The sequence below is a fragment of the Microcystis sp. LEGE 00066 genome, assembly GCF_015207925.1.
GTDB classification, from domain to species: Bacteria; Cyanobacteriota; Cyanobacteriia; order Cyanobacteriales; family Microcystaceae; genus Microcystis; species Microcystis ichthyoblabe_A.
On sequence record NZ_JADEVX010000011.1, the window covers coordinates 20303 to 35758 of the forward strand.

A 15456-nucleotide genomic window follows, 5' to 3' on the forward strand; every position below is an offset into this window, starting at 1 on the left:
TTCCAGCGTTCCCCCGAAAGGGGGTGTGAATTTAATTTTGTCGAACTGCTGATAGTTATCAGTTTTTTGTAGAATAGGGAGATTGAGAAAACGAATACCTGCCCCTATGACAAGATTCCCTTTGACTGGTCGCTATTCTGGTTTATGCGTCTTGCTCACTTTATTCTGGTTAAGCGGTCAATCTTTACCGGTGCGAGCAGAAAAAATCTATAGTCCCGTCCCCCTCATCCTCAACAAAGAAATTAACGATACTCTCACCGACAAGGATATTCCCACGGGGGAGGGGGGGTTTGCTAGGGATTATACGGTAGATTTGGAAAAGGACGATCAGGTGGCCATCGATCTCAAATCGGAAAACTTTGATGGAGTTTTAATTCTCCTGGCCGACGATGGTTCCACTGTAGCGGAAAATGATGATGGTCCCGATGGTGGCACTAATGCTCTCCTCTTTGCACGGATTACCGAGTCGGGTAAATATATTATTCGGGTGAGAGCTTTCGGAGAAACCGGTGGGGGAAAATTTACCCTGAAATTAACCCGTTTACGGGCCGTGGAGGGCAAAAATTAGCTAATTATTGTCAAAAAAACCAAGAATAGAGCCTCTGTCCACTCCACCACCGCACCGTAGGTATCGCCAGTGTGACCGCGAAGACGACGATATAACCAGTAACCAGTAAGCAGAGCGAGGGCGATTCCAGCACTAATGGCGATTATTCCCCACCTTAGACCACCAAATAGGGCGATTAACCCCCAAATTACTCCCCCACAGTCCCAAGGCAGACAAAAAGCCACTTTATGAAAGGCTCCCTTACCGGTGGGTTTGAGGTAGGGATAAAGAGCGATCGCCATTACTTGCCCCCAACGTCCCCAAATTGGCGCTAAAATTAGAGCTAAGGCTCGATTATCGCTTAAATCCGTCAAAGCGGCGATTTTTAGCAGCAAAACCATGGTCACGGCCATGACTCCAAAGGCCCCGGTAACACTATCGGCCATGACCGCTAAACGACGCTGGGGGTCGGTGACAGCTAAACCATCGGCCGTGTCACTAACTCCATCAAGGTGTAGTCCTCCCGTTAGATAAACCCAAACCCCCACAAGGATAACCGCACGAGTTAGGAGTGGCATTCCCAGACCAGCTAGAGTTATATCGAGCAAAACTAAAATTAAACCCAAAAATAAGCCCACTAAGGGAATCCATCGGGCAATTCTACCAAAATTAGGCCAAGCAATCGGAATGGGAATAATCGTGTAAAAAGCGATCGCACCTAAAAATGAGCGAATTTCTTGACAAATGAAGTTAAATATGGTAGTCAATCCCCCCAAAATTAGATTCCGGTATGGCATCTTTTCTCATAAAGATGAAGTATAACTTAATTTTGTATCGGCCACCCTGTGGGATTTTCAAAACATCTGAGAACGCCTATAATGATTTAATTCGGCATAACACGGTTACTTGTAATTTTATAGGAAAAGTTTCTTGCGATCGCTCTATAGGAGAGTAATATGCGGAAAGATTTCTTAAAAAAATGTGTATTTAGCGTGATATGTCGAAAGTTTCCGTATAATCCATAGTTAGGCCAAACAGTGAAGTCCGTCAAGGTTGCCTGTTTCAATTAGAGATTAGGTGATCGCAAAATGGTTCGCTTCCTTGTTCAGTCCACAGGGGTTATTCGCGATCATGGAAATTAAGAATAGTTAAGTGATCGGGCATAACACACCATTGGAGCGGACAATAATGAACTACCCCGCCGCAAGCGGACGGGGTATCAGAATCAAAATAGACTCAATTGTAGATTTTGGTGTAGCTGCAGGTATTCTTTATCTTGTTCTTTTACATATCTCGCTATCATACCTTCATCCCCATGCTTTCCTACCGTACTTGCGTAATATCCATCACTCCAAAACTCTCCTCCCCACAACTGCTTTTTCACTTGAGGACACTTTTTGAAAATTTCTCTCGCCGTTATACTTTTAATCATTGTCACTATCCTTGTCACACTATAGGTCGGTACTGATTGCACCAGAAAATGCACATGATCTTTATCCACTCCAATTTCTACAAACTTTATCTCGTATCGTTTTTCCATCTCTAGACAGACTTCTTTCAACAAGCTATCTACCTGTTCGTCGAAAACGGCTTTACGATATTTGGCTGGGAACACTAAATGATATAGCAAAACACTTACATTATGGCTCTTATGGATGTATTCACTCATTTTTCTATTGTACGCCGCGAGCGGCGGGGAATTAGACCCGAAGAGATTAATGGGTTTTTGTTGGGGGGGAAATACGATCATTTACCGCTCAATTAAACCTTTGGGTAAACACGAGGTATTCGTTTTTTAGGTAAGTTTCAGCAATTTTAAAGATCACAGAAGGAGTTAAATATGTCAGCAGAGAATATTCCTATTCAAATACAAGATAGAGATAATGTACTTGTGGCTGATGAAGGCATAGAATGGCGTTATGGAAAACGCCCTGATTATTCAGGAACGAATAAAACATTAAGGGCGCAAAGCGAAAAACACCATCCAACTGGCTCATTAGAAGCTATTGCACAAAATTTAGTAAGAACATTTGAAATGGAAGCCACTTATAAGCTAAATCCAAATCAATGGACATCGGTGGATATACATCAATTTAGAATGCGTACTAACCACGGTCCGGAATATACGGTACAAGACATTATAGAACGCGGAACTTATAATTTATTTTTAGGCGAAACACCGGTTTATAGTTCAAAAGCAGAAGATTTTGAATCAGGTGCAGCAAGTTTTATGAATGCTTTTAAAACTGGCTTTGTTTGGGAAGTTATTGAAGCTTATAGCGGTCCGCCAAGAGTTATTTTTAAATGGAGGCATTGGGGAACACATCAAGGAGAATTTAAAGGTCACGCGCCTACCAACAAACTAATTGAGGTATATGGCATTACAATTGCTGATGTAAATGCAGATTTAAAACTGACTTATGTCGAACATTTTTTTGATAATAGCCAATTTTTAGAAAAATTGGTTTCTGGCGGAAAGTGTCCAATGCACGGTTAGGAGAGGATAACTAAGTGCGGTGGCGAAGGCACTACGTGGCAGTACGCTGATCCTGTCGGTTGGGTTGACAGACATTGACATCTGGTAAGTTTAGCGATGGAATTAGATATTTATAACCCTGAACGAGACAGTCACGTACATTACTGTTCATCAGAGCTTTTGTGCGGTGAAGACGCTCCTCCGTGAGATCAGGTCTATTCTTCAAAACATTCCGAATCCACTCATCATGAATTTCATCGAAAATTTGGGTCTGAAACCCCGTCGTTCTACGACGGCTTTACTGTTAAATATGAGCATCGTTTACGAAATATATGCTAAAATGTGAGGTATGGAAAAAGCCTACTCGTTTCGATTTTACCCCACACCAACACAAGAGTCGCTATTGCGGCGCACATTGGGCTGTGTAAGATTGGTTTACAATAAAGCTCTCCATGTCAGAACACAAGCATGGTACGAAAAGCAAGAAAGAGTAGGCTACGCTCAAACTTCTTCAATGTTGACCGACTGGAAAAAGCAAGAAGAATTACACTTTCTCAACGAGGTAAGCTGTGTACCCTTACAACAAGGGTTAAGACACCTACAAACAGCTTTTACTAACTTCTTTGCTGGTCGGACTAAGTATCCTAACTTTAAGAAAAAACATCAAGGAGGAAGTGCCGAATTTACTAAATCTGCTTTTAAGTTCAAAGACAAACAAATCTATTTAGCCAAATGCACAGAACCTTTACCTATTCGATGGTCAAGACAAATACCAGACGGATGCGAACCAAGTACAGTAACAGTCAGATTACATCCTTCTGGACGTTGGCATATCTCAATTAGATTTGATGACCCAACGATTAAGCCTTTACCAGTAACAGATAAAGCCATCGGAATTGACTTAGGAATTAGTAGCCTCGTGATTACCAGCGATGGCGATAAAGTATCTAATCCTAAGCATTTTAAGAAACATTATCGGAGACTGCGAAAGGCCCAAAAAAGCCTTTCTAGAAAACAGAAAGGGTCAAAAAATCGGGGAAAAGCAAGAATCAAAGTAGCCAGGATTCACGTTCAAATTACTGATAGCAGAAAAGACCATTTACATAAGCTAACCACTCAATTAGTTCGTGAAAACCAAACGATTGTGGTTGAGAATTTAGCCGTCAAGAATATGGTCAAAAACCCCAAGTTATCTCAGGCAATATCTGATGTAAGCTGGGGAGAAATCACTCGTCAATTAGCCTATAAATGCCGTTGGTATGGGAGAAACTACATCGAAATAGATAGATGGTTTTCTAGCTCTAAAAGGTGTAGTAATTGTGGGTATATTGCTGAGAAAATGCCGTTAAATATTCGAGAATGGGACTGTCCAGACTGTGGGACTCACCATGACCGAGATATTAACGCCAGTAAAAACATTTTGGCCGCAGGGCTTGCGGTGTCAGTCTGTAGAGCGACCATAAGACCAGAACAGAGTAAATCTGTTAAGGCAGGTGCGAAAAATCCTTCGGGAAAGAAGCAGAAACCTAAATCGTGAGGTTTGGGAATCGCCGTCCGTTTTACGGCGGTGAGGATGTCAAACTGTTGATTGAACTCTTGTCCAGAGTTACTACGGCCTAGTGTACCCCACATACGAAATAAATCCAACAAACGCAACAAACGAAAAATATGTTTTTGTCACAACTTGCTCACCAGTTCGGAATCAAGTGTGATGGCGAAGACACTGGGTACCAGTACGCTGATCTTGTCGGTTGGGTTGGCGGCTGTTACCCAACACCCTCAAAACCAAGATTAAATGCAGTAGGATAGACGTTGGATAGATTTTCTAGATGGCGTTGTCAAATTCAAAGATGATCCGAATCAGCACCGGAACTGAAATTACTTTGACTTGCCCTGGGCCAACTTGCCCTGAGCCGAGTCGAAGGGGTCGAAGGGGTCGAAGGGTAGCAAGGATTGCATTGCATCTTTCCCATTCTGATCTGACAACGCCCACTCTCTTATATTTTAAACACCATTTAGTATCGTATCTTGATTCAGCAAGGACGAAAGTCTTTTCAGGACTCGTAGCGTCGATAAAGCCGCTGCACCTTGTCAGAGAAACGCTTGCGGACTTTTTCCGGGGAGATCAGCAGGCAATCTTCCCCGTAGGGGAGAATCTCGCGGAAAAACCAGAAGCTACTCGTTACCTGTCGGGTAATCTGCCGGACAGGGGGATCGTTCGAGATCAATTCGTTGGCGATATCGATAGCGGTTTTAGTCCGGTAGGATCGAGCTAATCCATCGAACAGGTGAAACTCGGCCGACAGACTATCAAGCTGATTGCGCCATTTGCCCCTAGGGATCGGGGTAATTAAGGAATCGCTGGGGATTCGATCGATCCGTAAACTCCAATTATGGTTTAGTTCGGAAATATCTTGATTTCCCTCGGTTTCCTCGCACCAACAATCGAGATATAAGCGATCCTCGTGACGATTGATAGCGGCATGGTAAAGATGAAATTCCCAGATTCGATCGCCGGCATCCTGATAGGATAACTGAAAGGGTTGTTGTCGGAGAATGCAGCGATCAAGTTCCAGTCGCCATGGTGGGGGAGGATTATCGAGGTGGCGTTCTAGCTCTTTGCGTAAGGGGTCTGACAGTTCGCTCCGTTCTAATAGTAGTTTAGTTAGTTCTAGGGCGATGGGGATTTGTCCAGCATCGATGAGAAAATCGATCGCCTGTTGGAGCATCTGCAAGCGATCGGGCTTCCAGTCGTGATTAGGAGCGATTTTAAGCTTATTACGGGCAATTTCCTTGATTAACTTCGATATATTCGGTTTATCTCCCCATAATAGCCCGAATTCACTGGCAAGGATTTCTAGGGCCTGTTTTTCTTTTTCACTGACCGATAAAGTGATCGATTGTCCTATCCGGCTCATAGTTTATAAATATACGGACACTTTTTCTGTTAAGGTACTTTTTTATCCCTATTATCGTGGTTATTATGGAAGATAGCAAGGAGTTACGGACAGAAATTTATGGTAAATTATCAAGTAACGCTCAGGCCGGTCTATTCCTGTCCCGCAGACGAAATCCCAGACGGGATCAAGGTTCCCCAAGGATGGCGGTTATCGTGGCATCAGGTGGAGACGTGGAAAGCACTAAATGATCCCGAGATCGATGTGATTTTCAATACGGCCATGACGGGGGACGGGAAAAGTCTAGCGGCCTACCTGCGAACTTTACAAGGATATTTCCCGATTATGGGACTCTACCCAACCAACGAACTGGCGCGGGATCAGCGGGGTCAGATCGAGGCATATATTCAACGATTTCAACCAACGGATCAACCTCGGGTCAATCTTTTAACCGGGCCCGAGTTGGAATTGTACGCCGAACGGGATGGGAAAACGAAAGCGATCGCTCTAGAGACTCGATCAAAACAGTCGGAAATTCTCTTAACTAACCCCGATATTTTCCATTATTTGCATCGGGGGGCCTATTTAACCCCCTACGATAATCCCGATCAGCTATGGAACCGGATCGATAAACATTTCGATCTCTTCCTATTCGATGAATTTCACGTTTTCGGCACGCCACAGGTCGCCAGCATAATCAATACCATGCTTCTAATCCGACGGGCCAATCGTGGGAAACGATACCTGTTTCTGTCCGCGACTCCCGACGAGGGTTTACTAAAACGATTGGATAAAGCGGGGTTTCGCTATCGATCGATCGACCCGGTAAGAGAAGGAAAATACCAGTTTCCCGATACCCCAGAAGAGGCCAATTCCCTCGCTCAACGGGGATGGCGACAAGTAACCTCGGAAATCGAGCTATCTTTTATTCCCTTACCGTCGAGTTTTCAAACTTCGGAAAATTGGTTGAAGGAAAATAAAGAGCGAATTTTAGACTATTTTAAGCGATACCCCGGCAGCAAGGGCGCGATTATTCTCAATTCGATCGCTTCGGTTAAACGTCTGCTGCCGATTTTCCGAGAATTATTGGCAACTATCGGTTTAACAGTGGGGGAAAATACGGGTCTTTCGGGAACGCGGGAGAAGTTGGCATCGTTAAATCGTGATCTGGTGATCGGAACGAGTACCATCGATGTGGGGGTGGACTTCAAGATTAATTTCCTCATTTTCGAGTCGTCGGATGCGGGAAATTTTATTCAACGTTTCGGCCGTTTAGGCCGTCACAGCGGTTACGATCGAAAGGGAACGGCGGTAAAATTTGCTAACTTCACCGCGATCGCTCTGGTTCCGAAATTTTTCCTAGAACGGTTATTCGAGAAGAAAGACGCACCGTTACAAGTTGGGGAACGGTATGACCGAATTCAGCTACAGGAGGCGATCAAGAGTAACTACCGTCATATCAATAATTTCGAGGGTTATTACCAACGTTGGGGAGCGGTACAATCATTTCAACTCTGGTGGAATTTAGGGAGTCCGAAGATCAAATCCCAATACGGGGAAAGTCGCCAGAAGTTTCAACAGGAATGCGAGGAGGTTTTCGATACCAGTTTAAAACGGGTCGCCGGTCGGGTGAAAGGATGGGCCGACGAATGGAAGGAGTTATCGGGGAAAAGCGGTAATCCGATTTTCGAGGATGCGTCTAGTTTTCGCGGGTCGAGTCCGTTATTATGCGGGTTATACGATTCGACGGAACTGGAGGAAGGCGATCGCTTTAAAACCTACGATTTACCCAGTATTCTCGGTAATCTAGAGGTGGAGGTGTGGAGAAAAGGCGAGTTTAAGCGTCAGATCGAGGCCACGGAAACACCGATCGCACGCAGACGTTTCGATTATTGTCTCGCGTTTCTGAATTTAAAGGGGTATCGAGAGGAACGGTTAAACTGGCGCTTTACCTACGACGGCGATTTAGGCGAGATCGCCACCGCGTGGAAAGTGCAGGTTTTGACGGGAATCGGTGTTTGGCAACCGGATAATCCTTGGCTCGATCGAATTAGTCGGGAGTTACGGGATCTGGCTCTGGTTAGCTTCGTTCTTGCCTATCCCGTCGCTGCGGTTCGCCAACGCTTACAATTACCGATGCACTTCGGTATTTATCCGATTAGTGACGAGAGTAGTCTTCATTCTCCGGTGTCTCCCTATTCTATAGCGATCGGTCAATCGGCTTTGTTGTTGGATACTCTCGCTCATCGGTTCAAAGGTAAAGGGGGTGAGGTGTGGATCTGTTGAGTGTGCTTGAGGTCACTAAACAACACTTATCGGGAGATCGATAACCATGAATAATCCTAATGCTCGTTCCCAGAAGGAACCGCTAGACTTGATCGCGATCCCTAAAAAACGAACGTATATCAGCAATCTCGACCCAGAAGAGCGCGAATTGCTCGAACTGTACGAACAGGGGGGATAGGTATCCAAGTTGACCCCTGAACGAGTTAAGGAATTGCAGTCTTACGTTGAAGTAACTTGGGAAGAGCGCAAAAGAGACATTAGGCGTGAGGATGAGCTATGAATCCCTAAGTAGGGATTATCGGGACAAAAAAGAAAAGCGCACGCGAATACGACTATAGAACATAGTTTCAATCCCTGATAGGGGTTCGGAATCGACAGTGTGCCTTGTCCCATGATTACTATAACAGATAGTTTATTTACCGTCTATGTTCTATAATCGTAAGGCACTTGACTTTTGGTCGTTCTCAAAGTATCGTAAAGAAGGTGAAATTCTGATCACTATTTAGAAAAGCGTTCGGGAATACGAGTATAGGACTACTTCCTTGCCCTCCTTACATGATAGCTAAGGACTGGTGGGTATTGTTTATCTGTTCTCAAATCTTAAAAGCGTTTTAACTGCGATTTAGTGACAGAGTTTCACTTCCAAAATTCACCAAGGAGGATTAATGTCCCTGAATAAAACTCAACAGCCTCAAGGCAAACAACTTGAGCTACCTTTATTTCAGAATAAGCCTTGCGTTAAGGAGAAAAAGGAAACTCGGACTCCAAAGATAACCGTATCTTCCGATGCTCTCCAAACTAATATTTTACCTTTCATGGACATGAAGAAGAAGCTTCGTAGTCCGAAGGTAAAGGAGGCATTTGAAAAGCTAGAGTGTGATTTCCGAACTATTCAAGGCTTTGCCAAGGCTGAGGTTGTTCAATCATCCGAAGTGCGCTCATATATCAAGTGGCTTGGAAAGCTTCTCGTCATTGAATAAAACTTCAACCGTCTGAGATTGACACAGCGACTAGGGACTTTAACAACAAATCGAAAATAGTTGATGAAGTCCCTTTTTTTAATAAGAGTTAAAAAGAGATGAGGGAGTCAAAGTGTACGGACACTTTTTCTGGGATTTAGTTGCTCTTTGCTTCCTCCGCGTTTGATAATAGACATAGACAGACGCTACGGACATCGATCGATATATCCATCGGATTCTCGCCATTTTTTTGATAGAGGCTAAATATGAATAGGCTAGTAGAAAAAATTACGGCTATTGTCGAAAAACTACCGAATTTAAAACTATTAATTCTCTTCGGTTCTAGAGCGCGTGGAGAGCATAAACCTGATAGCGATTGGGATTTCGCTGTTTTATACGAGGAAAGAAGTGATCGCAAGGATATTTCGAGTCTGTTGAAAATTTATACACTACTCGAACAAGCTTTAGAGATTCCCGATGACAAAATTGATGTGGTTGATTTAAAAGAATGTTCGTCGATCCTCGCTCATTATGTCGCACGGGATGGTCAACTTCTATACGAACGGGAAACGGGACTATTCGAGGGATTTAAAGAAAAATTTCTCATGAATCCTGAAGAATCGAAAGCGTTATACCGTCAATTACGGAATAATCTAGAGATTTCTCTACGAGAAAAAGGAGTGTAAATGCTATTCAACCTCTGATCGCAATAGACGAATTAAACCTCATGAATCAATACCTCTCCGAACTTAGCGAGTACGGTTCGATCACTTTAGAGGATTATCGTACATTGAGAGAACGTCAATTAGCCATAGAAAGGTTAATTCAGCTTATCGTTCAAACTGGCATCGATATCAATTACCAGATTTTAAAATGTTTAGATATCGAATCTCCAAATAATGCTCGCGACGCATTATTTCAAATCGTAGAACTGGGAATCTTAGAAGAACACCTAGCCGTTCAACTGGCCGAGTCTATTAAATTAAGGAACTTACTCGTACACCTGTACAAGAAAATTGATCCTGATATCATTCATTCCTCGATCGCTAATATTTTAAGAGATTATCCCCGCTACCAACGCTCGATCGTTCAATATCTAGATTCTTGGGAGGCAGAAAATGGTTAAAAATACGAAAGAATTGAAAATTATCGATACAGTCAATAGAATAACCACGACTGTGGAAAAAATACCGAATTTAAAACTATTAATTCTCTTCGGTTCCAGAGCGCGTGGAGAGCATAGACTTGATAGCGATTGGGATTTGGCAATTTCATACGATGAAACAAACAGACAAACAGGTATTAAGGAAATCAGTAATGATTACTTAACTTCTCTCTCTATCTTGAGTGAATTGTTTGAGATAAACCGTGATTTGATCGATCTAATTGAACTCGATCGCTGTTCTCCATTAATGAAGTATCAAGTCGCACGAGATGGAAAACTTATTTATGAAAAAAATACGGGAGACTTTTTAAAATTTCGTGTACGCGCTTGGAAAGAGTACGCCGATACCGCTAAATTCCGAAAGATTCAAAAAGACAGTATCGATCTTTGGCTCAAACAATGGGGGGTTTAAACGATGGAAAGAGAGATAGTCACCGTTAGAATTCGTTTAATGATCAAATATCTTAATCGATTACGGGGGAGCGAAATCATCAGGAATGCGAAATCGTTTAGTGCATCAATAGGAGGCGATCGATAATGAACTTGTTTTTAAGGCGATTCCGATCGCTTTATCTCAATTTCCGCTTTATCTCAAACAAATTACCGACTATTTAGACTCTCTAGAGGTGAAAGATGCCTAAAAAACAAAAAAAATTAGAGGAAACGGGACAGTTAAATCTATTCGATAACACTACAGAAATTGACGATGAAGATCTGGATTTTGAGTTCGAGGATATTGATTTAGAATCTCTTGTTTCCGAAGATTTGGGGATTACTGAATCAGTAAGCGATCGCCGAGTCGAAACTGTTCGCCAACTGCTAACCCTAAAACTCCTACGGGAGGCGATTCGAGCGGAAAACCCCGACGATCGAGTTATGGCAGATTTTGCCGAAATGGTATTACCCAATTTACTCCGATTAGCGATCGGTGTCACGGCAAAAGGAGGAAATTTCTTCGAGGAAATCGATCGCCGTCGGGAATTAGAGGGAAAAAGCAGAGTTCGACGGGATAATGCAGGAGATCAATCTCTCAATACTCATTTACTTAATGGATTATTTCCCGCTAATCTCATCGAAAAACGACTAGAAAAACTCAATACTACCGTTCGACGGGTAGTAAAGGAATGCGAGCGCAGGTTGGCGATCGCTGGGTTTATTCTCCACGATTTCGAGAAATTCCGCTACTCGCTTTTTCCCGGGATGCCGGCGAAATATATCGAGATTAACGAGGACTTCGATCGAGATATCCGCAAACTATCACGAGAGGAACATCGAGAGATTTTTCAAGTATTGGTTCCCGAATTAGGATTAGATCGTTTCTTATTTTCCGATCAACCAGAAAAATGGACTGAATATCTTGATGATTTGATATATATCGCTAAAAATGCCCAGCGTCGGAACGATACCGATCGAAATACCTCGGAAGATGGGTTAAATACTCGCTTAAACAATAGCACTCTCGAAAGTTTAACCGATCTTGCCTGTCTAGCCGATCGCCTCGCATCCATTATTAAACACCCCCACGATGCGGAAAAAGCCTCGTTACAAGACCTTTTATACAGTCTCAGCGATGGGGAACTAAAATTCACTTACCACAGCATCGCCGAAAACCGCGGGGTACTGACGAACGTACTTAATAACGCGGTGATGGAAGCACATCAAGAACTAGACTATCAGCCTTTACTTTACTTGCCTACGGGAGTTGTCTATATCGCCCCCAAAAACGCGCCAGAAGTGTCCCTAGAAACCTTACCGAATCGAGTGGTGGACACCATTAAATCCCTCTGTAGCGGTGAATTACAGCGTAAACAAACGGGATTCGGCCGAGATGGCAAGGGGATGAAATACGCAGATTACTACAGCCAATTTTTCGACGATGCCGGGTTAATGCGCGCTGCCCTCAACGCCACCCTTCGCATCCTCGGTGATAATAAAGCGTCCGTGGCCGGAAGTCGCGGCGAAAACCTGATTAAATTTCAACAACAGGGCGTTTTACCGACGGATTACGATTTTCATTGTGAAGATGATATCCGGATTGATCGCCTAGCGGAATTCGGGGACGTGGTGACGCGGAAAATCTGGGGCGATCGCCTGGAAAAAATCGAACAGGCGCGAAAATTGCAGAAAAACTTACCCGCACCGCCGGATTTAGATTTAATTAGCGAGATCGCGCATTATTGGAATCTAGAAAATTATCTGCCACAAATCCGAGCGATCAAGTGTATTAATGAATCTTTAAAAAAACTCAAACTGAAAGGCAATACGGGAGGGGTTCCCTACGAATGGTATTATCTAGCGGCGCGATACCTGAAACAGCATCCCGGAATCGAGGATATTAGACCGGTTGCAGAAGATTTAATCGCTTTTCTCGCCCCAAAAATTGCCGCCATAGTTGCGGGATATAACTTATCCGATGGTTGGGAGGATTTGCGACAGTGGGTTAATCAAATGGTGCAGTTACCCGGTCGGGAATCGGCCAACTCGATCGAAACCTTCCAGAAAGAATTAAACCACTACAACGCCGCTAAAAAACAAGGTCGCGGCCGTCAACTTCTCTGTTCGATCTCCCATTCTCCCTATAGTGTCAGCGAACAGATGGAATCGGCGGTTCTTTTCACTCCCCAAGTCTATACTAATAAACAAATGCTGGCAGGCTCGAACGCCAAACGAAATATTTCCAGTATCGCGGGAACGGAAATGATGTTGCGTCAGATTCTTATGAATCAAACCCAAGCGGTAGGAAAACGTTTCGAGGAGGGCAAATATCGCTATCTGTACTTTTACCCCACCTATTATTTTACTCCCGAAACCAATAGTTTTTTACAAAAAGCCTACGCTAACATTGCTCAAACTCGTTTTGATAGCTCGATAAAGTTGCACTTTGTTGATAAGAATCTGGTCGCTAACTTCGATCAAACCCGTTATCAGAGTGTCGATAGTTTCCTGATCGATGAAAAATTAAGGCAGAAAAAGGAAAGAATTAACGAGGAGGAAGATGGCAAAAAAGACCGCACTTTTAAACTATCCTATCCCGAAGATAAACCCCTAACCTTTTATTTTATGGCCCTACCCCCTGGCCGCAATCCCACCGATACGGAATCCTGGGTTATGCCGGCATGGTTAGGATTAGCTTTCCCGATGATTCTAGATGTCAAAACGGTGGTTTCTGAGTCTCCTATTCCTCCCTATCGCGACGGTGCGGAATTTGAAGAGACGGTATTTCTCGACAGTGCGCCCCAAGCGATCCGGTCCTTAACCCGATGCGATCGATTCCGTCTCGATCGAGTCTTGAACCCATGGCAAGATAATGACGGAAAAAAATATTCCGCCCCCTTAAATACCCTAACCGCAGCCTATTCTATTCATTTAGACGTAAACTCGAAGCAGGGTAAGACGGGTTATGATCCCAATTGGGGCAAATTAACGGAACTCGCTATCAATTTAGAAACCAGTCCTCTCTATGTTTTTCATTACCTTAAACAGTGGAAACGGGGCAAAGATGCCGATATACCGAGCGCTAATCGAATCGCTCTGTATCTCTACGATTTTTATCCTTGTTTCGATCCTTACGTTACAGAAGTTCACCGTTCTAATTTCACAATTAATATGGAAGAGCAATCCCCGTTAAATCACCCGAAAAAGTTGACCGAATTGTATCGTCAATTCTATCGAGCTAATAAACGATATAATCCGAAAGCGAACGCAGTTTTAAAACCGATCGATGTGGCCGCCGATACGATTCTCAAAGGAGGAATGTATCAGGGAGAAGCCCTAGTTTCTGTAGTAGCGGCGGAAGTGGCCAGCTTAATGAATCGGGTTCATGCTTCTACAGCAGAAGGTCGCTGGATTCTATCCGATCGAGAACAGGAAAGACAGAAAATATTGTCTTTTGCTCGTTATTTTGTGATCGATGTGTTCGAGGGTTCTTTTAAGGGCGATCGAGCGCGTCTAGCTGGCAGACAATTAAACCTTATTCGCGATACCTGCGAATTTCTTTACCGTCTCGAACAGGACAGAGAAAATCAAGAGTTAAAAGCCCAGGGTCAAACTGTGGATGAAGATTCTGAAAACAATAATTAATTCAAGGAGTACCTACCATGTCTTTACTGAAAACCCTCGATTCTAAATTCTTTCATAGCGAGATTCCCTACAAACCGATGGGAAAATACGTTCACTTTTTGACGATTCGAGTCACAGAATCTTATCCTTTATTTCAAACAGATGGAGAGCTAAATAAAGCTCGTGTTCGTGCGGGAATTGATAGCAAAAAAACGATTAGTCGTTTATCGATGTTTAAACGAAAACAGTCAACTCCAGAACGTTTAGTCGGACGAGAATTACTCCGTAAATACAACATTGTAACTGCGGAAGAGTGCGAGTACAATGTTTCTTTTGGAATGAATAACCCCGACTGTATTATCTACGGGTTCGCCATCGGTGATTCGGGGTCAGAAAAATCGAAAGTAGTAGTAGATACGGCTTTTTCGATCACACCCTTTGATGAATCCCATGAAAGTTTTACTTTAAACGCTCCCTACGAGAATGGTACTATGGCATCGAAGGGAGAAAATAAAACCAAACCGGGAGAAGTGACTAGCCGAATTAACCAGCAGGATCACATCCGTCCGCAGGTGTTTTTCCCTAGTATTGTCACTTTAAAAGATCCGACAGAAGCGGGTTTTCTCTATGTTTTTAATAACATCCTGCGTACCCGTCACTACGGCGCACAAACTACCCGGACGGGACGGGTGAGAAACGAGCTTATCGGTGTTATTTTTGCCGATGGAGAAATTGTTAGTAATTTGCGCTGGACACAGGCAATATATGATCGCCTTCCCGATGAAGTATTACACTCGATCGATCCCTTAGACGAGGATTTAGTTATGGAAAAAGCCACCGAAGCAATACAAGCATTAATGGCGGAAGAATTTATCGTTCATACCGATTTTATCGGGGAAAATTTTCAACCTTTATTAACTGAGGTGAAAACTCTCACGGGTACGGAAGCAGGAATTTTATCGGTTCTAGATCAAGCAAATAAGGAGTCAAAAAAATACTTTAAACAATATATCGAGAAAAAGAAAGCCGAGAAAAAATAGCTAATTTCGTCGGGTGGGTGTCGCCCA

General features: G+C 43.4%; 13 protein-coding genes. 10 read left to right on the plus strand and 3 right to left on the minus strand.

The genetic code is table 11. The features are described from left to right. Positions 1 to 106: 106 nt before the first annotated feature. Entirely contained in the window at positions 107 to 568 is a 462-nt protein-coding gene (locus IQ224_RS03005; RefSeq protein ID WP_002742906.1) for a PPC domain-containing protein, read from the plus strand. Here IQ224_RS03005 and cobS read toward each other — a convergent pair. Further along, positions 565 to 1323 carry an adenosylcobinamide-GDP ribazoletransferase gene (gene cobS / locus IQ224_RS03010; RefSeq protein ID WP_002742905.1) on the minus strand — a complete coding sequence of 253 codons (759 nt, stop codon included), beginning with the start codon at positions 1321 to 1323 and terminating at the stop codon, positions 565 to 567. The two genes, IQ224_RS03005 and cobS, sit on opposite strands and share 4 nt — an antisense overlap. Positions 1324 to 1772: 449 nt before the next feature. Next, positions 1773 to 2216 (minus strand): IS200/IS605 family transposase, encoded by a 444-nt coding sequence (gene tnpA, locus IQ224_RS03015; protein ID WP_002740761.1) that lies wholly within the window; start codon positions 2214 to 2216, stop codon positions 1773 to 1775. Positions 2217 to 2387: 171 nt separating this feature from the next. On the opposite strand from tnpA, the gene IQ224_RS03020 reads away from it, so the two are divergent. After that, on the plus strand, positions 2388 to 3044 hold the full coding sequence (locus tag IQ224_RS03020; RefSeq protein ID WP_002742903.1) for a hypothetical protein: 657 nt from the start codon (positions 2388 to 2390) through the stop codon (positions 3042 to 3044). 328 nt (positions 3045 to 3372) lie between these two features. After that, positions 3373 to 4560, plus strand: a complete 1188-nt coding sequence (locus tag IQ224_RS03030; RefSeq protein ID WP_194032517.1) for an RNA-guided endonuclease TnpB family protein — start codon at positions 3373 to 3375, stop codon at positions 4558 to 4560. Between the two features lie 517 nt (positions 4561 to 5077). Here IQ224_RS03030 and IQ224_RS03035 read toward each other — a convergent pair. Next, positions 5078 to 5941, minus strand: a complete 864-nt coding sequence (locus IQ224_RS03035; RefSeq protein ID WP_194032518.1) for a YafY family protein — start codon at positions 5939 to 5941, stop codon at positions 5078 to 5080. A gap of 99 nt (positions 5942 to 6040) precedes the next feature. Here IQ224_RS03035 and cas3 point away from each other — a divergent pair, with 99 nt between their 5' ends. The 7 genes from cas3 (at position 6041) to cas7d (ending at position 15429) form a co-directional block, all read left to right on the plus strand. Then, a complete protein-coding gene (gene cas3, locus IQ224_RS03040) occupies positions 6041 to 8206 on the plus strand; it encodes a type I-D CRISPR-associated helicase Cas3' (RefSeq protein ID WP_194032519.1) in 2166 nt (721 codons plus the stop codon). Between the two features lie 665 nt (positions 8207 to 8871). Beyond that, positions 8872 to 9186, plus strand: a complete 315-nt coding sequence (locus IQ224_RS03045; protein WP_194032520.1) for a hypothetical protein — start codon at positions 8872 to 8874, stop codon at positions 9184 to 9186. Between the two features lie 245 nt (positions 9187 to 9431). Further along, positions 9432 to 9851 (plus strand): nucleotidyltransferase domain-containing protein, encoded by a 420-nt coding sequence (locus IQ224_RS03050; protein ID WP_194032521.1) that lies wholly within the window; start codon positions 9432 to 9434, stop codon positions 9849 to 9851. A 41-nt stretch (positions 9852 to 9892) separates the two neighbouring features. Then, positions 9893 to 10291 (plus strand): DUF86 domain-containing protein, encoded by a 399-nt coding sequence (locus tag IQ224_RS03055; RefSeq protein WP_194032522.1) that lies wholly within the window; start codon positions 9893 to 9895, stop codon positions 10289 to 10291. Further along, positions 10284 to 10742, plus strand: a complete 459-nt coding sequence (locus tag IQ224_RS03060) for a nucleotidyltransferase domain-containing protein (protein ID WP_194032523.1) — start codon at positions 10284 to 10286, stop codon at positions 10740 to 10742. The genes IQ224_RS03055 and IQ224_RS03060 overlap by 8 nt, the downstream gene beginning before the upstream one ends. Before the next feature lie 221 nt (positions 10743 to 10963). Continuing rightward, on the plus strand, positions 10964 to 14410 hold the full coding sequence (gene cas10d / locus IQ224_RS03065) for a type I-D CRISPR-associated protein Cas10d/Csc3 (RefSeq protein WP_194032524.1): 3447 nt from the start codon (positions 10964 to 10966) through the stop codon (positions 14408 to 14410). A gap of 17 nt (positions 14411 to 14427) precedes the next feature. Beyond that, positions 14428 to 15429 (plus strand): type I-D CRISPR-associated protein Cas7/Csc2, encoded by a 1002-nt coding sequence (gene cas7d, locus IQ224_RS03070; protein ID WP_194032525.1) that lies wholly within the window; start codon positions 14428 to 14430, stop codon positions 15427 to 15429. Positions 15430 to 15456: the final 27 nt, after the last annotated feature.

Coding starts and splice junctions, on each gene's coding strand:
- IQ224_RS03005 (WP_002742906.1), top strand. CDS start 107: ATGACAAGATTCCCTTTGACTGGTCGCTATTCTGGTTTATGCGTCTTG.
- tnpA (WP_002740761.1), bottom strand. CDS start 2,216: ATGAGTGAATACATCCATAAGAGCCATAATGTAAGTGTTTTGCTATAT.
- IQ224_RS03020 (WP_002742903.1), top strand. CDS start 2,388: ATGTCAGCAGAGAATATTCCTATTCAAATACAAGATAGAGATAATGTA.
- IQ224_RS03030 (WP_194032517.1), top strand. CDS start 3,373: ATGGAAAAAGCCTACTCGTTTCGATTTTACCCCACACCAACACAAGAG.
- IQ224_RS03035 (WP_194032518.1), bottom strand. CDS start 5,941: ATGAGCCGGATAGGACAATCGATCACTTTATCGGTCAGTGAAAAAGAA.
- cas3 (WP_194032519.1), top strand. CDS start 6,041: ATGGTAAATTATCAAGTAACGCTCAGGCCGGTCTATTCCTGTCCCGCA.
- IQ224_RS03045 (WP_194032520.1), top strand. CDS start 8,872: ATGTCCCTGAATAAAACTCAACAGCCTCAAGGCAAACAACTTGAGCTA.
- IQ224_RS03050 (WP_194032521.1), top strand. CDS start 9,432: ATGAATAGGCTAGTAGAAAAAATTACGGCTATTGTCGAAAAACTACCG.
- IQ224_RS03055 (WP_194032522.1), top strand. CDS start 9,893: ATGAATCAATACCTCTCCGAACTTAGCGAGTACGGTTCGATCACTTTA.
- IQ224_RS03060 (WP_194032523.1), top strand. CDS start 10,284: ATGGTTAAAAATACGAAAGAATTGAAAATTATCGATACAGTCAATAGA.
- cas10d (WP_194032524.1), top strand. CDS start 10,964: ATGCCTAAAAAACAAAAAAAATTAGAGGAAACGGGACAGTTAAATCTA.
- cas7d (WP_194032525.1), top strand. CDS start 14,428: ATGTCTTTACTGAAAACCCTCGATTCTAAATTCTTTCATAGCGAGATT.